At 63.2% G+C, this 19635-nt stretch carries 20 protein-coding genes and 1 pseudogene; 11 read left to right on the top strand and 10 right to left on the bottom strand.

Annotated features, from left to right (window positions below):
* The first annotated feature begins 90 nt into the window (after positions 1-90).
* The gene (purD, locus tag A2I95_RS20335) at positions 91-1356 is read left to right on the top strand and encodes a phosphoribosylamine--glycine ligase (RefSeq protein WP_291732655.1); all 1266 of its coding nucleotides are present in this window, start codon (positions 91-93) and stop codon (positions 1354-1356) included.
* 353 nt (positions 1357-1709) lie between these two features.
* Positions 1710-2177: a GNAT family N-acetyltransferase gene (locus A2I95_RS20330; protein WP_291732653.1), complete on the top strand. Its 468-nt coding sequence runs from the start codon at positions 1710-1712 to the stop codon at positions 2175-2177.
* A gap of 61 nt (positions 2178-2238) precedes the next feature.
* Here A2I95_RS20330 and A2I95_RS20325 read toward each other — a convergent pair whose 3' ends face one another.
* The 3 genes from A2I95_RS20325 to A2I95_RS20315 all read right to left on the bottom strand — a co-directional run bounded on the left by A2I95_RS20325 (position 2239) and on the right by A2I95_RS20315 (position 5375).
* Complete coding sequence (locus A2I95_RS20325) at positions 2239-4002, bottom strand: DUF1217 domain-containing protein (RefSeq protein WP_291732651.1); 1764 nt, start codon at positions 4000-4002, stop codon at positions 2239-2241.
* Positions 4003-4245: 243 nt separating this feature from the next.
* A complete protein-coding gene (locus A2I95_RS20320) occupies positions 4246-5052 on the bottom strand; it encodes a VCBS repeat-containing protein (RefSeq protein ID WP_291732649.1) in 807 nt (268 codons plus the stop codon).
* Entirely contained in the window at positions 5052-5375 is a 324-nt protein-coding gene (locus A2I95_RS20315) for a 2Fe-2S iron-sulfur cluster-binding protein (RefSeq protein ID WP_129370324.1), read from the bottom strand. The genes A2I95_RS20320 and A2I95_RS20315 overlap by 1 nt, the downstream gene beginning before the upstream one ends.
* Before the next feature lie 165 nt (positions 5376-5540).
* Between A2I95_RS20315 and A2I95_RS20310 the strand changes: the two genes are divergently transcribed.
* The 4 genes from A2I95_RS20310 to A2I95_RS20295 all read left to right on the top strand — a co-directional run bounded on the left by A2I95_RS20310 (position 5541) and on the right by A2I95_RS20295 (position 7914).
* Positions 5541-5981 (top strand): OB-fold nucleic acid binding domain-containing protein, encoded by a 441-nt coding sequence (locus A2I95_RS20310; RefSeq protein ID WP_291732646.1) that lies wholly within the window; start codon positions 5541-5543, stop codon positions 5979-5981.
* Positions 5982-6054: 73 nt separating this feature from the next.
* Positions 6055-6576, top strand: a complete 522-nt coding sequence (locus tag A2I95_RS20305; RefSeq protein WP_291732645.1) for a peptidoglycan-binding domain-containing protein — start codon at positions 6055-6057, stop codon at positions 6574-6576.
* A gap of 88 nt (positions 6577-6664) precedes the next feature.
* Positions 6665-7333 (top strand): Crp/Fnr family transcriptional regulator, encoded by a 669-nt coding sequence (locus A2I95_RS20300; RefSeq protein ID WP_291732643.1) that lies wholly within the window; start codon positions 6665-6667, stop codon positions 7331-7333.
* Between the two features lie 278 nt (positions 7334-7611).
* A complete protein-coding gene (locus A2I95_RS20295) occupies positions 7612-7914 on the top strand; it encodes a hypothetical protein (RefSeq protein WP_291732641.1) in 303 nt (100 codons plus the stop codon).
* 75 nt (positions 7915-7989) lie between these two features.
* On the opposite strand, the gene A2I95_RS20290 is transcribed toward A2I95_RS20295, so the two are convergent.
* The 6 genes from A2I95_RS20290 to rpiA form a co-directional block, all read right to left on the bottom strand.
* Positions 7990-9432: a Do family serine endopeptidase gene (locus A2I95_RS20290; protein ID WP_291732696.1), complete on the bottom strand. Its 1443-nt coding sequence runs from the start codon at positions 9430-9432 to the stop codon at positions 7990-7992.
* Positions 9433-9730: 298 nt separating this feature from the next.
* Positions 9731-9925, bottom strand: a complete 195-nt coding sequence (locus tag A2I95_RS20285; RefSeq protein ID WP_259998015.1) for a DUF2065 domain-containing protein — start codon at positions 9923-9925, stop codon at positions 9731-9733.
* A complete protein-coding gene (hflC, locus tag A2I95_RS20280; RefSeq protein ID WP_259998014.1) occupies positions 9925-10809 on the bottom strand; it encodes a protease modulator HflC in 885 nt (294 codons plus the stop codon). The genes A2I95_RS20285 and hflC overlap by 1 nt, the downstream gene beginning before the upstream one ends.
* Positions 10809-11963, bottom strand: a complete 1155-nt coding sequence (hflK, locus tag A2I95_RS20275) for an FtsH protease activity modulator HflK (protein WP_291732637.1) — start codon at positions 11961-11963, stop codon at positions 10809-10811. The genes hflC and hflK overlap by 1 nt, the downstream gene beginning before the upstream one ends.
* Positions 11964-12044: 81 nt before the next feature.
* Complete coding sequence (gor, locus tag A2I95_RS20270) at positions 12045-13400, bottom strand: glutathione-disulfide reductase (RefSeq protein WP_291732635.1); 1356 nt, start codon at positions 13398-13400, stop codon at positions 12045-12047.
* 226 nt (positions 13401-13626) lie between these two features.
* Entirely contained in the window at positions 13627-14415 is a 789-nt protein-coding gene (rpiA, locus tag A2I95_RS20265; RefSeq protein WP_027259609.1) for a ribose-5-phosphate isomerase RpiA, read from the bottom strand.
* A gap of 143 nt (positions 14416-14558) precedes the next feature.
* Between rpiA and A2I95_RS20260 the strand changes: the two genes are divergently transcribed.
* The 4 genes from A2I95_RS20260 to A2I95_RS20245 all read left to right on the top strand — a co-directional run bounded on the left by A2I95_RS20260 (position 14559) and on the right by A2I95_RS20245 (position 18645).
* Positions 14559-15335: a methyltransferase domain-containing protein gene (locus tag A2I95_RS20260; protein ID WP_291732633.1), complete on the top strand. Its 777-nt coding sequence runs from the start codon at positions 14559-14561 to the stop codon at positions 15333-15335.
* A gap of 132 nt (positions 15336-15467) precedes the next feature.
* Positions 15468-16175 carry a glutathione S-transferase family protein gene (locus A2I95_RS20255; protein ID WP_291732631.1) on the top strand — a complete coding sequence of 236 codons (708 nt, stop codon included), beginning with the start codon at positions 15468-15470 and terminating at the stop codon, positions 16173-16175.
* Positions 16175-17548: an L-serine ammonia-lyase gene (locus tag A2I95_RS20250; RefSeq protein ID WP_291732629.1), complete on the top strand. Its 1374-nt coding sequence runs from the start codon at positions 16175-16177 to the stop codon at positions 17546-17548. Before A2I95_RS20255 ends, A2I95_RS20250 begins: the two co-directional genes overlap by 1 nt.
* A 182-nt stretch (positions 17549-17730) precedes the next feature.
* The gene (locus A2I95_RS20245) at positions 17731-18645 is read left to right on the top strand and encodes a DMT family transporter (RefSeq protein WP_291732627.1); all 915 of its coding nucleotides are present in this window, start codon (positions 17731-17733) and stop codon (positions 18643-18645) included.
* Here A2I95_RS20245 and A2I95_RS20240 read toward each other — a convergent pair.
* Positions 18632-19294: a thiamine diphosphokinase gene (locus A2I95_RS20240; protein WP_291732625.1), complete on the bottom strand. Its 663-nt coding sequence runs from the start codon at positions 19292-19294 to the stop codon at positions 18632-18634. The genes A2I95_RS20245 and A2I95_RS20240 overlap by 14 nt on opposite strands.
* A 140-nt stretch (positions 19295-19434) precedes the next feature.
* Between A2I95_RS20240 and A2I95_RS20235 the strand changes: the two are divergent.
* Positions 19435-19635, top strand: a pseudogene (locus A2I95_RS20235) (hypothetical protein); the annotation flags it as partial.

The following is a 19635-nucleotide window of genomic DNA, read 5'->3' as shown; positions in this document are numbered from 1 at the left end:
ATAGAACCCGCCGCAAGCAAGGCAAGCCCTGGAGACCGCCAAAGACTTTTGTTGGCCTCTCCTGGCTCAGGCAGATCGGAGAACACGCAGATGAACATCCTTATCCTTGGCAGCGGCGGGCGCGAACATGCATTGGCCTGGGCGGTAATGCAGAACCCCAAATGCGACAGGCTGATCGTGGCGCCGGGCAATGCCGGCATTGCCCAGATTGCTGATTGCGCCTCCTTTGATATCGAAGATGGCGGTGCTGTGGCCGGCTTTGCCGAGGAAAACGCCATTGATTTCGTGATCATCGGCCCGGAGGCGCCGCTGGCCGCAGGTGTGGCCGACCGCCTGCGCGAGGCAGGCCTGCTGGTCTTTGGCCCGACGGAAGCGGCGGCCAGGCTGGAAGCCTCCAAGAGCTTTACCAAAGAGGTCTGCGACGCAGCCAAAGCGCCCACCGCCGCTTATGGCCATTTCACCGGGGCAGAGGCTGCCAAGGCGCATGTGCGCGAACACGGCGCGCCCACTGTGGTCAAGGCCGACGGTCTGGCGGCCGGCAAGGGCGTGATCATCGCCATGACCGAAGAAGAGGCCATCGCCGCCATCGACGACATGTTCGGCGGCGCCTTTGGCGGGGCCGGCGCCGAGGTGGTGATTGAGGAGTTCATGGAAGGCGAAGAGGCCTCCCTGTTTGTGCTGGTCGATGGCGAGGATGTGCTGGCGATCGGCTCTGCCCAGGACCACAAACGCGTGGGCGAAGGCGACACTGGCCCCAACACCGGCGGCATGGGTGCCTATTCCCCGGCACCGGTGCTGACCGCCGAGATCGAAGCTCGCGCGATGGATGAGATCGTCAAGCCCACCATGCGGGTGATGGCCGAACGCGGCATGCCTTATCAGGGCGTGCTTTATGCTGGTCTGATGATCAAGGACGGGCAGCCGCGGCTGGTGGAATACAACGTCCGTTTTGGCGATCCGGAATGCCAGGTGCTGATGATGCGGCTGGGCGCGCAGGCGCTGGACCTGATGCACGCCGCGGCAGAGGGCCGTCTGGGCGAGGCGCAGGTGAACTGGGGCGACGATCATGCAATCACGGTGGTGATGGCGGCTGACGGCTATCCCGGACCTTACCAAAAAGGCTCGGAAATCAAGGGGCTGAAGGCTCTGCCCGAGGATAGCGGCAGCATGGTCTTCCACGCCGGCACCAAGGCGGAAAATGGCAAGGTTCTGGCAGCCGGCGGCCGGGTTTTGAACGTGACTGCCCGCGGTAAAACCCTGCAGGAGGCCCGCGACCGCGCCTATGCAATGGTGGACGGGGTTGATTGGCCGCAGGGGTTTTTCCGCGGCGACATCGGCTGGCGCGCGCTGGACTGAGCGTCTGCCGCGGCGGCGGCTCTCCCGTCTGTTTCCAGTCAATCGCAGATTGACAGTCTCAGTTGGGCGTGGCCGGGCGCAAATACGTCCGGCGCGGCGGTTTTGCCTGGCCGGCCGTTGTTGCACCAGCCGGCAGTATCCCTGACCGGTGGATTGCGGTACGCTGGACTTCAGTCAGAACCGGGATGCAGTAAAGCGATGAGATCGGTCCAAGGCGGCAAAGACCAGCACCTGCAGGAAAGCGGCAGGCCGTGCCAGTCCCTTCCTGCAGCCTCTCTCGCCGTCTGCGCGGCTTGCCTTCTGGTATTGGCCGGCCGACAGCACTTTCCCGCCGCCCTCCGGAAGGCCCAGCCGTGAAGCTGCCCCGCCGGATCAATGCTGACGATCCGCTGCTTGCAGACGTGCTGGCCCTGATCCGGCGCAGCTTTGCCTATATGGACGGGCGCATTGATCCGCCCTCTTCCATGCACCGGCTGACAGTGGATCGAATGAAAGATCACTGTCAGGCCGGCGGCGAGATCTGGGCCGCCGGCAACCCGCCTGTGGCCTGCATATTCCTGACACCAAAGGCGGGCTGCCTGTATTTGGGCAAGCTGGCAGTCGATCAGGCGTACCGCGGGTCAGGCCTGGCAAGGCAGCTGGTGGATCTGGCGGCGCAGCGCGCCAGCGATCTTGGCCTGCCGGCGCTTGAGCTGCAGACAAGGATCGAACTGGTGGAAAACCACCGCACGTTTGCCCGGCTGGGGTTCGTCAAGACCGCAGAAAACTCCCATCCCGGCCACAACAGGGTGACGGACATCACCATGCGCTTGGCGCTTTAGCGCCAGACCTCGAAGCCAGCCAGTGCCTGAGCCGTCATCAGACCAAAACTCATCCGCCGGGTCAGAACAGCGACAAGATCGGATCGCTGACGCCTGTGTTCAAAGGTGCGTTGAGATCTGCCAGCATCAGGAACCTGTTGCGGAATTCATCCAGTTTTCCGGCTTCGAGAAAATCTGCAGGATGGGTGGTTCCAAAGGCAGCAAACGAACGCTCCTTCATCTCTTCCACCTGCCTGTCCACATCCAGCTGGCCGAAACCGGACGGCAGCGCCAGCGCGCTTTCAAAAATCGTTTTCAGCGGCGGCGAACCGATAATACCGTACCAATGGGCGTTTTCGCTGCCGCCCGCATCAGCAATAGTTTGCAGCTCGCGCTCAAAGGCAAGCGCCAGGCGCATGTTCTGATCGCTCTCGCCGATCTCAATTTCAAACTGGCGGGTGGTGTAAAGCTCTGAAAGTTGCTCGGCAAAGCCTTCGGGATACTCCCGGCCGGTTTCTCCCCCGTTGAAGGAAAAGGCATGCGCCATGGCTTTCAAGCCCGTGTCATAATGCAAGTTTGCATATGACGTGCTGGATGACAGGTCAGATTCAAAGGCGCGGATCACAGTGTCAAAATCCACATTCCGTTTACTCTGGCCAAAAATGTCCAGAGTCGCCTCAAACAGGCTCAAATCAAAGACCAGCTCCCTTGGGTCGGAGAAGGTGCCCAGCTTGTCGGTGATCTCATTGGAGAACACCTGCATCTTGCTGACATGATCCGGCCAGCCGTTCTGGAACGCGTCGGCAAAGTCATAGTAGGCAGCATTTTCCGGCTGGTTCACATAGGAGTTCGGGTCTGACAGGTCGGATTCCAGAATCTGGCGCAGCTCGGCCTCGTCCCTGCCAAAAAGGCCGAAAGTGTCCAGCGCATGCTCCAGCACCTCCGGATTAGACAACAGCTCATCCGGATCGGTCATTTCATTGATATCCGGCCAGCCGAAGGCAAAGGCCTCTGAAACCGCAAGATACCTTGTGTCCTCCAGCTGGTTCACAAAGGAATCCGGATCGGTTGTATCCGATTCGAGAACACGCCGCAGGAAAACGGGATTGGAGCTTTCCAGGTCAAAGGTTTCGATGACAGCTTGCAGAAGGTTTTCATCCTCAAGCAGATCATCCGCGCTTGCCAGGCCGTTGGTGTATTCGTTGAATTCCCCGACCAGCGCCTGAATGCTGTTGTCATACACCGGCGGCGCGTTGAAACTGAATTGCTGAGCAAACTCGGCGTATTTGGGATTGCTCAGCTTATTGACAAAGGAGTCCGGATCTTCCAGGTCGGATTCCAGAACTTTCTGCAAAAAGAACTGATTATTTTCGAGACCTTCAAGCCCGACATTTCCAAGTGCCTTGCGCAGCAGGGTGCCGTTTGCCAGCAAATCATCCGGCGAGGCGACGCTGGCAAATTCAGCGCCCCCTTTGGCAGTGGGGAGCGTTGGTCCATCCGGACTGTTGAAACCAAAGGTTGCCGCCAGCGCCTGATACCGGACGTCGTTGAGCCGGTTCACAAAAGATCCCGAATCGCTGACGTCGGATTCAAGCACTTTCTTGATGAACGCCCTGTTGCCGATATCCTCGTCCAGGCCAAAGGCGCCCAGCGTCACGGTCAGCAGGTTGTAGTCATCCAGCAGCTCGTCCGCAGTCTGAATGCCGGTGATTTTTTGACTGAAGTCCTGCACCGTCCGGTCGATGACCGGCGATTTCTCATAAATTTCCTGCTGCTGGTCGCGGGTCCGCTGCAGGAAGGTCCACCCGCTGATACCGGTGCCCAACACATAGGGTGTAAAGCTCACGCGCCTGTCTCCTGTAAAACCGGCCCAGACAGGTAGCCGCCTGGCGCCGCTCGTCAGAGGCAAGGTAACCAAAGGTGATGAATAAATATGAAACACCGCGCAAAAACCGGGTTGGACGCGGTGCAGCAAGCCTGTCTTTCCGGGCGGCAGAGCCGGCAAGCACTCCCGCCTGCTCCAGCCCATCCTTGCGGATGCACTTCCCAGTAGGGCACGGCGCCGCGCCATGCGCGCCGCGGGCAGCGCCTAACGGCAGGCCAATACGGCCTGCAGACCCGTTCCTTGCCCGAAAGGGCCGATATCCTGGCTGGCGATCCTGCCGTCCTGCAGACGGGATGCGATGATCCTGCGCCAATCACCGCTGGCCGTCACCAGCTCCGGTCCCAGCCCGCAATTGCGAATGCCGGAGGTGATGAAGTCCTGGCCGGTCCGGTGATTGGTCAGCCCGGCTTGGCTGGCAGTTTCAGTCAGCGCGCCGTCCTTGAACCGCCAGATGCGCAGGGTTTTCGCCAGATGCGGCCGGTCGATATAGGCGACCTCCACATACCCGTCGCCATCCAGATCCGCGGCGCCAATCGGGGCCAGCCAGCGGTTGCGGGTGCCAATATGCGGAGTAGCGGCAATCTTCTCCCCACGCGCATCATAAATGGCCAGCTGGGCGCCCTGCGCCACATCGGTTTCGACCACCAGGACCTCGGGGCTGCCATCGCCGTCCACATCCGCCAGCCGCGGCGCGGTGTCCTCGAACACATGATCCTGCGGCAGGCGGACTAGAATTTTGGATTTCCGGTTGACCGCTCTGTTAGTGAGTCCGACCTCATCTGTGCCTTCTACGGTCAGCACCAGCGTCCCGTATTCCACATCATCACCCAGCACACCGTGCCCGTAGCGGGTGGTGGGATCGCCGTAACGCGCCGAGACCACCCGGTCCTCAGCCACCAGTGCAGAAGGGCCAGCCAAGGCCAGCCCCAGGCACAACGCCCGCCATGCGCAGCGGGCGGAACGGGGCCGGGCGCGCATCCTCAGACGCCGCGCCGCTGCCCCCGCGGTCATCAGATCTGCTTTTCGGGCATATGCACAACCAGCCCTTCCAGCGCGTCGCTCACCTTGATCTGGCAGGTCAGGCGCGAGCGGGCGGGATCGGGTTCATATGCGAAATCCAGCATATCCTCTTCCATATCGTCCTTGGCCGGCAGCTTCTCCACCCAGTCCGGCGCGATGTAGACGTGGCAGGTCGAGCAGGCGCAGGCGCCGCCGCAATCGGCCTCGATGCCCGGAATATTGTTGTCGCGCGCGCCTTCCATCACGGTCAGCCCGTTGGCGACGTCCACCACATGGCTGGTGCCGTTGTGCTCGATGTAAGTGATCTTTGCCATTGTCAGCTCTCTTCCCTTTTCCGGTACTTGCGCGACTGTGTAGCCAAGCCCCTGCGCCGGTGCCACCCCCAATTGCGACCCCGCCCTGCCGCAGCTGGGCTTTTCGAGCCAATGTTCTGTATTTGTTCACTCCGGATATTTTTCAACTGCAGAGCCGTTTTCCTCATGCCAGCCCCCGCCCCCGCTCCAATCCCTGCCGCAGCCTGTGCAGCAGACCGGCACAAATCACAGCCCTGGCCGCGCCCGCCGCACTGCCTGCCCGCCGCCCGGCTGCAGGAACCGCCCCAGAACGCCCGCATCACCGTGGCCGGGCTGGTGATCCTGCTGCAGCGCCCCGGCACTGCCAAGGGGGTGATTTTTGTCACGCTTGAGGATGAAACCGGCATCGTCAACGTGATCGTCTGGTGTAAGATTCACGAGGCTTTCCGCCGTGCGGTGATCTCGGGGCGGTTCTTGCGCGTCACCGGGCGGCTGCAGCGGGCGCATTCCGTCACCCATGTGATTGCCGAGACGGTTGAGGACATTTCGCCGATGCTGGACCTGCTGCTGGCGGAACAAGGCCGCCGGGATGATCCCGCCTTTGCGCAAGGGCAGGAACTGGGCTAACCTGCCGTCAAAGCACCGGCGCCCGGAACGGACATGCGCGCCGGCAGAGGCACAGTGACAAAGGCACCCGGGCATGACGCCGAGCATATTCGATACCAGCCTCCGGCTTTGGCCCGGGCTGCTGCTGGCACTGCTGGCGGCCTGCGTCCCGCCGCCGCCCGGCGGCGACGTTTCCCGCGCCGGCCGCTATGCCCCGCCCGGCGCGGCGCCCGATACCTGCTGGAGCACGCACACTTCCCCCGCGGTGATCGAAACCGTCACCAGCCAGGTCATGGCAGAACCGGCGCTAACCGGCAGCAACGGCCAGATCATCCGCCCCGCCGCCTTCCGCACCGAGACCCGCCAGCAGATCGTGCAGCCGCGGCAGAAACGCTGGATCGAAATCCCCTGCCCCGCAATGATGACGCCGGACTTTATCCGGACAATCCAACGCGCCTTGGCCGCCCGCGGGATCTACCGCGGCCCCCTTCACGGACAGATGGACGCAGCCACCCGCAAAGCTGTGCAACGCTATCAGGCACCGCTGGGACTGGACAGCGGCACCCTGACACTCACCTCCGCCCGCAAGCTGGGACTGGTGGCTGTGGGGGGCTGAACCAGCCGGTTCAGCTCCCCGGTTCCCCGGTGTCCATGCCTCTGCTAAGGTCCGCCGGACTGGGCACCAGACACAAAGAGATTTGGCCATGCTGACAACCCGCCTGCCCGATACCGGCTTTCTCTCCGGCGCCTCCGGCCCGCTCAGGCGGATGCTGGAAAGCCAGGCCGCAGAAGTAAAGCTCCACCAGGGCGAAGTGCTGTTTGAACAGGGCGATGCGGGCGATGCGCTGTATGCCATTGCCGAAGGCGCGCTGGAGTTTTCGGTGCTGTCTGCTTCGGGGCGCAAACTGTCGCTCGACATGATGCGCCCCGGCGCGGTGTTCGGCGAGATCACCCTGTTCGATCCGGGCGAGCGCACCGCCACCGCCATCGCCGCCGAGCCCAGCCGGGTGCTGCGGCTGCGAAGCGGCGATGTCCTGGCTCAGATCCGCCAGCACCCGGATCTGGCCGCCGACCTGTTGCGGCTGGCCGGGCAGCGGATGCGCTGGATGAACACCCAGCTGAACGAACAGGTGTTTCTGCCGATGCCGGTGCGGCTGGCCCGCAAGCTGCTGTATCTGGCACCGGAAGGCCGCGACGGCCGTGTCGCCCTGTCGCAAGCGGAACTGGCTGAATTCGTCGGCGCCACCCGCGAGGCGGTTTCAAAAACCCTGGCCGCCTGGAAGCGCAACGGCCTGGTCAGCATCAGCCGCGGCGGCGTGCAGATCCTGGACCGGACGGAACTGGCGGTGCTGGCCGAGCCGGACTCGATCTAAGGGCGCTTGCCTGCGGAGATCTGTTCTAAACCTGCAAGAAAATCCCTGTTCTGTAATCCGGGTTACAGAACGCGCGCGCGCAGCTGGCGATAACCGGATACAGACAGCCATTATCCGTTCCATCCCAATGGCTGCCTGTCCCCAAAGAGCCATGCGCCCGCCAGCGCATGGCTCTTCCCTTTTTCCGGCTCCTCCCCCGGCCCCCGGGACCTCACGGAATATTTCACTTAGCCTTCCTGGAACCGGGCCGGTACTGTGCCCCGCATGGCATCCAGGGCATGCTGGCCACCGCCGCGCAGGAAGGCCTGGACGTCACCGGCATTGCCGCCGACCTCACCGCTTGGGAGCCGCAGGAGGACTATGACATCCTGCTGTTCGACCGGACCCTGCACATGCTGGCCGCGCCGGACCGGCGGGCGGTCCTGACCCGCAGCCTGCCGCATCTGTGTCCGGGCGGCTGGGTTCTGATCTCTGATGAAAAAGGCAACCTAGAGGATTTCCGCCGGATCTTTGCCGCGGAACCGGGTGCCTGGCACACTGAACAGGACAGCCGCGGTGTGTTGTTCATGAAACGCGCATAGCCCCCCTGCGGGAACAAAAAAGGCCAGGCAAATGCCCGGCCTTTAATCGTTCTTTCTTACTCTGCCTGGCGGCTCCTACTCCGCCAGGTTCAGCGCCACAAAGCGCGGCTCGCCGCCGCGGCGCACCAGCAGCAGCAACGACTTGCGGCCCGCCTCCTTCGCTTCGGCAACGCGGGTCTCCAGCTCGCTGATCGAGGCGACTTTCTGCTGGCCCGCCTCGGTGATCACATCGCCGGCGCGCAGGCCTTTCTCCCAGGCCTCCGAAGTCTCATCCACTGACAGAATAGCCAGCCCTTCGACATCTTCGCCCACACTAAGCTCTCCGCGCATCTGGTCAGTCAGAACTCCGACCGACAGGCCCAGCAGTTCCTTTTCGGTTTGGCCGGACCCGCCGTCGCCGTTCTGCTGGCTGGACGGCCCGCGCTCGGCATCCTCTCGGCGGCCCAAGGTCACCCGCAGAGTTTCGGTCTTGCCTTCGCGGTAAACCACCAGCCGCACGGTCTTGCCGACCTCGGCATTGCCGACCCGGCGCACCAGGCCGCGGGTGTCCTTCACCTCGCCGCCGTCAAAACTGACGATCACATCGCCCGCCAGCACTCCGGCCTCTTTGGCGGGGCCTTCGGGCACATCGGTCACCAGCGCGCCATGCGCCTTGTCCAGGCCGATCGCCTCAGCCAGATCCGCATCCACATCCTGGATCTTCACACCCAGCCAGCCGCGGCGGGTCTCGCCGAATTTCTTCAGCTGGTCGACCACTTTGACCACCACATTCGACGCCATCGAAAAGCCAATGCCAATGGAGCCGCCATTAGGCGACAGGATCGCAGTGTTCACACCGACCACATCGCCATCCATGTTGAACAGCGGCCCGCCCGAGTTGCCCCGGTTGATCGCCGCATCGGTCTGGATGTAATCGTCATAAGACCCCGAAAGCTCGCGGTTGCGCGCCGACACGATGCCGGCAGAAACTGAGAACCCCTGCCCCAGAGGGTTGCCCATGGCGACAACCCAGTCACCGACACGGGCGGTATCGCTGTCGCCGAATTTGACGAATTTCAGCGGTGCGGGCGCCTGCACCTTGAGCAGCGCGATATCTGTGTTGGGATCGGTGCCGATCACCTTGGCCGGCAGCAGCTCCTTAGGCTGGCCGTCGCCGGGGAAAAACTCGATCTCGATCTCATCCGCACCTTCAATCACATGGTTGTTGGTGACGATGTAACCGTCCTCGGAAATCACAAACCCCGACCCCAGCGCCGAAGACCGGCGCGGGCGGTTGCCATTGCCATTGCCGTTGCGGTCCTGGAATTCACGGAAAAAATCTTCAAACGGCGAGCCTTCGGGGACAATGCCCTGCGGGCCGGTGCGGCCCTCGACCACGGTTGTGGTGGTGATGTTGACCACTGCCGGGCTCACCTGATCGGCCAGCGGTGCCAGGCTTTCGGGGCGCGCCATCGCGGATACCGCCTGCATCAGCAGGACCGCCATGGCCAGCACCGCAAGCCAGATCATGCGCATCATCGCGCTGCTGCCGCCTGCCCGGCCGGAAATTGCAATTGCCTGTGGCTGCACGGATCTACTCCTTGTCACTTCTAATTCTTCTTGTCCGCCACGGACCGGCATAAACACCAGGATAGCCGGGCAGAGTCTTATGGCTCCAATGTAGGAACTTCCGCCCGCCCCGCAACAAATGTTGCAAGGAATAAAGCCGCTGTGACCGGGTTTTCCGCCCGCAACGGCACGCGCGCGTCCTGCTGCAGGTTATTCTAGCAGGGAAAGTCTGCATTTTCGCTGAAAATCTAGGGGGAAAACGGCGTCTTCAAACCCCGAACCAGAACGCCAGCCAGACCAGGATCAGCCCCAGCGCCAAGGCCGCCAGCCCGGCATTGCGGCGTTGGTCTTCAGAGAGCGCGCGCAGCATCTCCAGCAGGCGCTCCACAAGCGAAGGGGCCAGTGCGTACACCAGCCCCTCTGCAATCAGTACCAGCCCAAGGGCCAGGAGGATGAACCCCATTACTGCCCTGCCGGCCGCTTGCCGTCCGAGGATTTCAGGTAGTTGAAAAACTCGTTGTCCGGCGACAGCACCATGGTCGAATTCCCCGCCAGCAGCGAATTCGCATAGGCGTTCAGGCTGCGGTAGAATTCAAAGAACTCCGGGTCCGCACCATAAGCCTGGGCAAAGATCGCGTTGCGTTCGGCATCCGATTCACCGCGGATAATCTCCGCCTCGCGCTGCGCTTCCGACACCAGCTCAACCACGGTCCGGTCGGCCTGGGCCCGGATCCGCTGTGCGGCTTCGTTGCCGCGGGCGCGTTCGTCGGTGGCTTCGCGCACACGCTCGGCCCGCATCCGCTCAAACGTCGCATCCAGGTTTTCCGAAGGCAGGTCGGTGCGCTTCAGACGCACGTCGATGATGGCAATGCCCAAAGCGCGCGCATCGGCGATGGCGCCATTGCGGATCCGCAGCATCAGTGCGGCACGGTCCGAAGACAGGATATCGTTCGAGCTGACCGAGCCGAGGATCTCGCGGGTTTGCGCCCGCAGGATCGAATCCAGCCGGTTTTCCGCAGTGGCGATACCGCCGGCACCAACCGCCTGACGGAACCGGTTCACGTCCACGATGCGATAGCGCGCAAAGGCGTCAACAACCAGACGGCGGTCGTCCGACGGGGTGATTTCCAGCGGGTCAATGTCGCGGCTCAGGATGCGGTCGTCATAGCGCACCACTTCCTGAATCACCGGGATCTTGAACGCCAGGCCCGGATCTTCCTTGACCGAGACCACCCGGCCGAACTGCAGCACCAGCGCCTTTTCACGCTCGTCCACAATGAACACCGACGACAGCGCGGCAATCGCAGCGATCACCAGCAACGGCAGCAAAAGAGTTGTCTTACGCATCAGTTGCTTCCTCCGCGGCGCAGTTCATTCAGCGGCAGGTAAGGCACGACGCCCTGTCCTTCGCCGGATTGCTCGTCGAGGATGATCTTGTCGACCCGGCTCAGCACCTTTTCCATGGTTTCAATGTACAGCCGTTTGCGTGTCACCTCAGGCGCCTTCTGGTATTCGGTCAGAACCGCGCTAAAGCGGCTCGCCTCACCCTGGGCTTCATTGACAACGCGCGCACGGTAGCCTTCGGCCCGTTCCAGCAGCTCAGCCGCCTGACCTCGGGCCTCAGCCAGCGCATTGTTGGCATAGGCGTCGGCTTCGTTCTGGCGCCTGTCGCGTTCCTGTTCAGCAGCCTGAACATCGCGGAAGGCGGCAATCACGGACGCAGGCGGATCCGCTTTGTCAAAGTTGACGCGGATGATGTTGATGCCGCTGTCGTAATCGTCCAGCGTGAACTGGATCAGCTCCTGCAGCCGCGAGGCGATCGAGCCACGGTCGCGGTTCAGGATCGGCGCCAGTTCCGACTGGGCGATAATCTCGCGCATCGCCGATTCCGATACCGCCCGGATGGTGGTGCGGGCATCGCGCAGGTTGAACAGGAACTTCGCCGGATCATTGATGTTCCAGACCACCTGGAAATCGATATCGACAATGTTCTCGTCCCCGGTCAGCATCAGCCCGGCTTCCGAGCTGCGGCCGCCGCCGACACCGATGTCTTCGGTCTGTTCGCGGGTCACCGGCAGGATTTCCTTGGTCACCAGCGGCCAGGGCGCAAAGTTCAGCCCCGGCAGCCCGGTCGAGGAATATTCGCCCAGGAACAGCTCAACCGACTGCTCTTCCGGCTTCACGGTATAAAAGCTGGCAAAGCCCCACAGCACGGCGCCGGCAATGACAGCCAGCCCCAAGGTGCCCTTGGTGAACAGCGGCCCGCCGCCGCCGGAGCCGCCGCCGCGGCCGCCCCGTCCGCCGGAACCGCCGCGCCCGCCCATCAGGACGCGCAGCTGCTCTTGGCCTTTCTTCACCAGTTCGTCAATCTCGGGGATCTGGGGGTCCTCCGGCTTGCGGCCGCCGCCGCCGCCATTGTTGCCGCCGTTATTGCCCCGGTTGCCTCCTCCGCCGCCAGAGGAGCCACCGCCCCCCCATGGGCCACCGCTATTGCCCGCCATTTGTCTCCTATCCGTTTGCTGCCGCCCATGAATGTTTCACAATGGGCGGCATGAGGTCTAAATTATTGCCGGTCTGCCCGATCAGGTCGTGCGCACCGGAGTCTTCAGCGTTACCAACTCTTCCGACATTGTCGGGTGGACCGCAACCGTACGGTCGAAATCTTCCTTGGTTGCGCCCATCTTTACCGCAATTCCGGCCAGCTGGATCATCTCTCCCGCACCCGGTGCGACGATATGGCAGCCCAGCACCTTGCGCGTGGCTTTCGACACCACCAGCTTCATCAGCACCTTCTGGGCGCGGCCCGCAAAGGCCTGCTGCATCGGTTTGAAGGAGGTGGAGTACACCTCAATCGCTTCCTGCTTGGCCGCGTCTTCTTCGCTGAGACCCACAGTGCCCATTTCCGGCTGGGTGAAAATCGCCGTCGGGATCAGCTCGTGATCGGGGCTGGTGGGGTTGCCCTTGAACACGGTCTCGACGAACGCCATGCCTTCGCGGATCGCCACCGGCGTCAGGTTCACCCGGTCGGTCACGTCGCCGACGGCAAAGACCGAGGGCACCGCGGTCTGGCTGTAGGCATCGACCATAATGGCCCCGCCCTTGCCGCGCTCGACGCCGATGTCTTCAAGGCCAAGGTTGTCCGCATTGGGCGCGCGGCCCGTGGCGTACATCACCTTGTCGAACAGATGTTCATTGCCGTGCGTATCGGTCACCCGGATCTTGCCGCCTTCTGCGCGCATCTCGGTGATATTGGTGTTCAGCTGCAAGTCCACGCCCGCTTCCACCATGCCCTCCGCAATCACGCCGCGCGCTTCCTCATCAAAGCCGCGCAGGATCTGCGGGCCGCGGTAGAATTGCGTGGTCTTGACGCCCAAGCCATTCATGATGCCCGCAAATTCAGACGCGATATAACCGCCGCCGACAATCAGCAGGCTTTCGGGCAGCGTATCCAGGTGGAAGATCTCGTTCGAAGTGATCGCCAGCTCCGAGCCCGGAAACTCCGGCACGGTCGGCCAGCCGCCGGTGGCAACCAGAATATGCTTGGCCGTCTTGCGGGTGCCGTCGGCCAGCTCAACCGTGTGGGCATCGGCCAGCCTGGCGCGCTGGTCAAAGCTTTCGACGCCGTTGTTCTTCAGGATACCCCGGTAGATGCCTTCCAGCCGGTCCAGCTCGGCATGCAGCTTGCCCTTGAAGGCGTCCCAGTTGAAGGCGCCGGGCTGGATGTCCCAGCCATAAGCCTGGGCGTCCTCGGCCATGCCGGAATATTCCGAGGCAAACACCATCAGCTTTTTCGGCACGCAGCCCCGGATCACGCAAGTGCCGCCATAGCGGTCCTCTTCAGCCAGCGCCACCTTGACGCCTTCCTGTGCTGCCACGCGGGCCGCCCGCACCCCGCCCGAGCCGCCGCCGATGACAAACAGATCGTAATCAAAGCTCATGAGTTTCCGCCCTTTGCATGTCTTGTGCAGGTGTATCCCATAACGGGCCACCAAACGCTATATGCCCAAGTGGGCGTTATTGCGCCGCATTCAACCTTTTGCTGCGTATTCACGCGAGGTTGTGAGGCGGAATGGTCTCAATTTGGTAAAGGCAAGCCCTGCACAAATTTGCGCAGGGCAGTGCCCCGCCTCCCACCCGGGCGGAGCATTTCATTCGAAGCCAGGATTAATCCTGCAGATCAGTGAACAGATTGTCGTTCTCGACAAAGTCCAGCTTGTCCTTCTCAACCGTGCCTTCGTTGATGTCGCGCACCTCGACCCGGCCGTCGCCGAAACCGATCACCACCGTGTCGCAGATGTCGATGAACAGCCCGTTCTCGATCACGCCGGGGATCTGGTTCATCACCAGCGCCAGCTGGCGGGCATTGCCGATGCGTTTCAGATGCAGGTCAAGAATGTAATTGCCCTCGTCGGTCACAAAGGGCGCATCGCCGTTCATCCGCAGCGTCGTGGTGCGGCCCATCACATCCATCGACACCAGGGTCTCCTCGATCAGCGCCTGGCTGCTCTGCCAGCCGAACGGCAGCACCTCAACCGGCAGCGGGAAGGCGCCCAGCGTCTCAACCGATTTGCTGGCATCGGCAATCACCACCATCTGATCAGAGGCGGTGGCCACGATTTTCTCCTGCAGATGCGCGCCGCCGCCGCCCTTGATCAGGTTCAGATCGGCATCGAACTCATCGGCGCCGTCGATGGTCATATCCAGCCATTTGGCCTCGTCCAGCGACACCACATTGATGCCCACGTCCCGCGCCAGCGCGGCTGTGCGGCTGGAGGTCGGCACTGCGGTGATCTTCAACCCGTCGCGGCTCACCATCTCGCCCAGGCAGCGCACCAGCCAGGCGGCGGTGGACCCGGTGCCAAGACCAACCCGCATGCCATCCTCAACCATTTCAGCGGCCCGTTTGGCAGCCACAAATTTCGCCTTGTCGATGGGCGACAGTTCTCCGGTCATCAGGTGACTCCATGAATACGCGTTTGCCGCGGTTATAGGCGGTTTGCCGCCTCTGTGCGAGGGGGCTTGCAGCGGATTCCGGCACCGCGGCTGGAAATGCGCCGCAGCCGGGCTATTGATCAACAACTTGGGGGATCAAAACCATGCTGCAATTCGACGAGGAAACCGCCCGGGTCCTGGAAGACGCCTATCAGGGCGCCGATGTGTCGCAGCGGCGGCGGGCCAGTTTCGACGCACTGTTGCCGCAGCCGGGCGACCGCATCCTGGATCTGGGCTGCGGCAACGGGCTGCTGACGCTGGAACTGGCCCGCGCTGTCGGCGCCGCGGGCCACGTGACCGGGTTGGACGCCAGCCCCGACATGCTGGCCGCCGCCCGCAACCGGCTGGAGGGGCGCGCCAATACCACCCTGGCCGAGGGCGATGCTGCCCGGCTGCCGTTTGAACCGGAAAGCTTTGACAAAGCCGTTTCGCTGCAAGTGTTCGAATATCTGACCGACCGCCGCCTTGCCCTGCGCGCCTTGCACAAGGTGCTGAAGCCCGGCGGGCGGCTGGTGGTTGGCGACATGCATTGGGACACCCTGGCCTGGCACAGCGACAATACCACCCGTATGAACCGGATGCTGGAGGCCTGGAACCGCCATATGGCAGTGCGCGATCTGCCTGCAAAACTGCCGTCCGAAATGCGCAGTTGCGGGTTCGAAGTCCAGCAGATGCAGCCGCTTGCCGTCTGCGACATCACCCTGCGCCCGGACGGGCTGGCAGCGATGATGATCCAGCTGATCCGCGCCTTTGCGGTGGACATCGGCGCCACCGACCCCGACGATGCCGCCGCCTGGACCCGCGAGCAGCAGGAACTGGCCGCCGAGGGCAGATTCTTCATGTCGCTCACCCATTTTGTCTGCACCGCCCGGCGGCAATAGCCGCCTGAAGCACAAGCAGGAAACAGCCACCCGGCGCCCCGGCAGCGAAACATGCATCACAAAGGCGGGTTTCCTATTGGAAACGCCGGAAACGGACACGTATTTCGGGCGTCTGCGTCATAATATTGCGTCATGAAACCCGAATACCGCCTGCACTACGCCCCCGACAACGCTTCACTGGTCATCCGGCTGGTGCTGGACGAGCTTAGCCTGCCGTTTGACGCCGTTCTCGTCGACCGCAAGGCAATGGCACAGCGCAGCGCCGAATACCTGGCGCTTAATCCGGGCGGGCTGATCCCGGTGCTGGAAACCCCCGACGGGCCGCTGTTTGAAACCGCCGCCATCCTGTTGTGGCTGGCCGCCCGGCATGGGGCGATGGCCCCGGCAGCAGGGTTCGCGGATTACGCGCCGTTCCTGAAATGGCTGTTCTTTGCCTCCAACACCTTGCATGCTGATCTGCGGATGCTGTTCTATCCGCAAAAATACATCGGCGCTGACTCCGCCCAGCAGGCGCAGCTGCAGTCCGTCATCCGCCAGCGGCTGCATCAGCATCTGACCAGTCTCGACCGCGCCGCCGCTGAACGGCCTGCCTGGCTCGGCGCGCCGCAGCCCTCGGTGCTGGACTACTACCTGGCCTGCCAGATGCGCTGGATGGGGCTTTACCCTGCCAATGCGGACAGATCCTGGTTCCGCATTGCCGGTTACCCCTGCCTGCAGCGCCTCTGCGCCGTGCTCGAACACCGCCCCGCCGTTGCCATCGCGTGCGAGGCCGAGGGCCTCGGCGCCACCCCGTTCACCGCCCCGGCCTATGCCAATCCCCCAGAAGGATCAGCCACCTGATGTTCCTCTCCGTTTTCGACATGTTCAAAGTGGGCATTGGCCCGTCGTCCTCGCACACCATGGGCCCGATGGTCGCCGCCGCGCGCTTCCTCGATATGATGCGCGCGTCGCCGTTTGAATTCCACGGGCTGCGCGCCTCGCTGCACGGCTCGCTGGCCTTCACCGGCGTCGGCCACGCCACCGACCGCGCCACCATCCTCGGGCTTGGCGGCTTTGTCGCCCATGACTATGACGACGCCAAGGCCACGGCCTTCCTGGCGGAGCTGGACAAGACCCATACCATGCACCCCGAGGGGCTGGGCGAACTGCACTTCGACCCCAAGGCCGACATGATCTTTGACTATGATCACGCGCTGCCGGGCCACTCCAACGGCATGATCCTGATGGCCACCGACGCCCAGGGCGACGTGATCCTGAAACAGGTCTACTACTCGATCGGCGGCGGCTTTGTCGTCACCGAGGAAGAACTGGACCGGGGTAAGGCAACCGACGAAGGCGACCCGGTTCCCTTCCCGTTCAAATCCGCCGCCGAGATGCTGGAGATGGCCAAATCCAGCGGCAAATCCATTGCCGGCATGAAGCGCGCCAATGAAATCGCCCGCGGCTGCGAAGTCAGCCTCGCCAAAGGCACCGCCCGCATCTGGCAGGTGATGAACGACTGCATCAACCGCGGGCTGGAGCGCGACGGCATCCTGCCCGGCGGCCTCAAGGTGCGCCGCCGCGCCAAGGGCATCTATGACGCGCTGATGGCCGAACGCGGCATGAACCTGACCGCGCCGCACACCATCAACGACTGGATGAGCGTCTATGCGATGGCGGTGAACGAGGAAAACGCGGCCGGCGGCCAGGTTGTGACCGCGCCGACCAACGGCGCTGCAGGCACCCTTCCGGCGGTGATCCGCTACTACCTCGACCATGTGCCGGGCGCGTCCGAGACCCATGTGGAGGATTTCCTGCTGACCGCCGCCGCGATTGCCGGCCTGGTGAAATACAACGCCTCGATTTCCGGCGCCGAGGCGGGCTGCCAGGCGGAGGTCGGCTCCGCCGCCGCCATGTCCGCCGCGGGTCTTTGCGCGGTGATGGGCGGCACCCCCGAACAGGTGGAAAACGCCGCCGAGATCGCGCTGGAGCATCACCTCGGCATGACCTGCGACCCCGTAAAAGGCCTGGTCCAGGTCCCCTGCATCGAACGCAACGGCCTGGCGGCGATCAAGGCGGTCTCCGCAGCCTCCCTCGCCCTGCGCGGCGACGGCCAGCACTTTGTGCCGCTCGATGCCTGCATCGAGACCATGCGCCAGACCGGCGCCGACATGCACGACAAGTACAAGGAAACTTCGCTCGGCGGCCTCGCGGTGAACGTGCCGAACTGCTGACGCCGCGGCTTCCCTACACAGTTAGTCCAACAAAAGGCCCGTGCCTGACCTTGGGGAGGTGTCAAAGCGCCTTCCCAAGGTCAGGCACGGGCCGTGCTGCTGCGCAACACGCCCCCGATTGCGCAACCTGATAGAAACAACCTTTTCTTGTATCCCGCCCCTGCCCCGCCTAGCGTGGCGCCATGACACAGGACCGCCCCCTCCTCGGCATCGCCCTGATGCTGGGCTTCTGCATGGTGATCCCGCTCGGGGACGCGATTGCAAAACTGCTGACCAACCGGGTGCCGGTTGCCCAGATCGTGTTCATCCGCTTTGCCGCCCAGGCCGCGATCCTGCTGCCGCTGGCACTGGCAATGCGGCTGCCGCTCAGCCTGTCGCGCCGGGTGGCGCCGCTCTTGTTCCTGCGCACGCTCTTGCAGATGGGCGGCATCGCCGCCATGTTCACCGCCTTCAAATACCTGCCGCTGGCCGATGCGGTGGCCATTGCCTTTGTGATGCCGTTCATCATGCTGCTGCTGGGAAAATACGCCCTGCACGAGAACGTCGGCCTGCACCGCCTCGGCGCCTGTGCCGTCGGCTTCACCGGCACCCTCTTGGTCATTCAACCCAGCTTTGCCGCCGTCGGCTGGAATGCCCTGTGGCCGCTGCTGGTGGCGGTCATCTTTGCCCTGTTCATGCTGATCACCCGCAAGATCGCCAAGGAAACCGATCCGGTTTCCGTCCAGGCAGTGGCGGGCGTCATGGGCACTGTACTCTTGGCGCCGGCGATCCTGATCGGCGATGCCGCCGGTGTGGCCGCCCTCTCCACAGCCCTGCCGCCGCAAGACACCTGGACCCTGCTGGCCGCCGCCGGCGCACTCGGCACCGTGGCGCATCTCCTGATGACCTGGAGCCTGCGGTTCGCTCCCACCTCGACCCTCGCTTCGATGCAGTACCTGGAAATCCCGGTGGCAGTGTTCTTTGGCTGGCTGATCTTTTCCGAACTGCCCAACACGCTCGCCGCCATCGGCATCCTGCTGACCATCAGCGCAGGCCTTTATGCCGTGATGCGCGAGCGCAGGGACTCGGAAACCCGGAAACGCATCAATCCAGCCTGACCGCCGCCATCACATCCGCCAGCAGCCGCCGCGGCACAATCGCCAGCAGCCCCGGCCCCTCCGGCGCCAGCCGCACCGCCCCCAGCGCCCGGTTCGAGGTGCCGACCCGCCCCATCGGCGACATCCGCAACCCGTCGATGGGCCACTCCAGCCCCTCGGACCGCCCGGTCACCTCCTGCATCGGAAACAGCGAAATCACCTCCCCCTTCTCCGCGGGCAATTCCACTGCATGGGTCAGGTGAAAGATCACCTCCGTCTCACCAATCAGCACGCATGGGGTCTGATGCCCCTGCACCAGCGTATTAAACGCCGCCAGCTGGTGATCCACCCGCGCGCCCAGAAACCCCACCGCCAGCACCACCGGCGCCGCAACAGACCGCAAGGCCTTATCGAAATCGGTGCTGTCCTGCTCCGCCACCGGAAACAGGCTGCCCGGCGGCAACTGCGCGCGCGCACCCTCTGTCAGCGAGTCGAAATCACCGATCACCGCGCTTGGCACATGCCCCGCGGCCAGTGCCGCAGCAGCCCCGCCATCTGCCGCCACAAGCACCGGCGCCAGAGCCAGCGCCGCCTCCAGATCGCCGGATCCAAGCTCACCGCCGCCAATCAGTGTGATTGGTTCCGGTACATCAACAATCAGACAGTTCATGGGGCGCATTCCTGGCAGTTTCGGAAACAAGTCACAATGTGAACACAAAATGATACGATCAATTGCACGGATTCGAGCAAAATTGGTCCTTCAAGCCAATATGGTAAATGACAACTGATGTGACGAAGACGAGCGAGCTGATGGTACATAACAACAAAGTCTTGACCGTATCCTATGGAACCTTTTCCTGCACTTTGGAAGGGTTTGAGGATTCCTTCGGCACAATGAAGGCCATTGCCGAGTATTTCCGCGACCTGGCCTCTGATGACCGCTACTTTGGCGCCGAACCGCCGCAGCCCGACGCCGACATGCTGGCCCGGATCGCCCAGCGCGAGATTGCC

Source organism: Leisingera sp. F5 (assembly GCF_001593695.1).
Note: the sequence above shows the minus strand (reverse complement) of the source record. Positions and strands in the feature narration are given on the sequence as shown.

Bases quoted from the DNA above. Each gene is read 5' to 3' on its own strand.
- purD (WP_291732655.1), top strand. From the start codon at position 91: ATGAACATCCTTATCCTTGGCAGCGGCGGGCGCGAACATGCATTGGCC.
- rpiA (WP_027259609.1), bottom strand. From the start codon at position 14,415: ATGACCGGAGAACTGTCGCCCATCGACAAGGCGAAATTTGTGGCTGCC.
- A2I95_RS20320 (WP_291732649.1), bottom strand. From the start codon at position 5,052: ATGACCGCGGGGGCAGCGGCGCGGCGTCTGAGGATGCGCGCCCGGCCC.
- A2I95_RS20310 (WP_291732646.1), top strand. From the start codon at position 5,541: ATGCCAGCCCCCGCCCCCGCTCCAATCCCTGCCGCAGCCTGTGCAGCA.
- A2I95_RS20305 (WP_291732645.1), top strand. From the start codon at position 6,055: ATGACGCCGAGCATATTCGATACCAGCCTCCGGCTTTGGCCCGGGCTG.
- A2I95_RS20250 (WP_291732629.1), top strand. From the start codon at position 16,175: ATGTTCCTCTCCGTTTTCGACATGTTCAAAGTGGGCATTGGCCCGTCG.
- A2I95_RS20300 (WP_291732643.1), top strand. From the start codon at position 6,665: ATGCTGACAACCCGCCTGCCCGATACCGGCTTTCTCTCCGGCGCCTCC.
- A2I95_RS20290 (WP_291732696.1), bottom strand. From the start codon at position 9,432: ATGATGCGCATGATCTGGCTTGCGGTGCTGGCCATGGCGGTCCTGCTG.
- hflK (WP_291732637.1), bottom strand. From the start codon at position 11,963: ATGGCGGGCAATAGCGGTGGCCCATGGGGGGGCGGTGGCTCCTCTGGC.
- A2I95_RS20255 (WP_291732631.1), top strand. From the start codon at position 15,468: ATGAAACCCGAATACCGCCTGCACTACGCCCCCGACAACGCTTCACTG.
- A2I95_RS20240 (WP_291732625.1), bottom strand. From the start codon at position 19,294: ATGAACTGTCTGATTGTTGATGTACCGGAACCAATCACACTGATTGGC.
- A2I95_RS20295 (WP_291732641.1), top strand. From the start codon at position 7,612: ATGCTGGCCACCGCCGCGCAGGAAGGCCTGGACGTCACCGGCATTGCC.
- gor (WP_291732635.1), bottom strand. From the start codon at position 13,400: ATGAGCTTTGATTACGATCTGTTTGTCATCGGCGGCGGCTCGGGCGGG.
- A2I95_RS20245 (WP_291732627.1), top strand. From the start codon at position 17,731: ATGACACAGGACCGCCCCCTCCTCGGCATCGCCCTGATGCTGGGCTTC.
- hflC (WP_259998014.1), bottom strand. From the start codon at position 10,809: ATGCGTAAGACAACTCTTTTGCTGCCGTTGCTGGTGATCGCTGCGATT.
- A2I95_RS20260 (WP_291732633.1), top strand. From the start codon at position 14,559: ATGCTGCAATTCGACGAGGAAACCGCCCGGGTCCTGGAAGACGCCTAT.
- A2I95_RS20285 (WP_259998015.1), bottom strand. From the start codon at position 9,925: ATGGGGTTCATCCTCCTGGCCCTTGGGCTGGTACTGATTGCAGAGGGG.
- A2I95_RS20315 (WP_129370324.1), bottom strand. From the start codon at position 5,375: ATGGCAAAGATCACTTACATCGAGCACAACGGCACCAGCCATGTGGTG.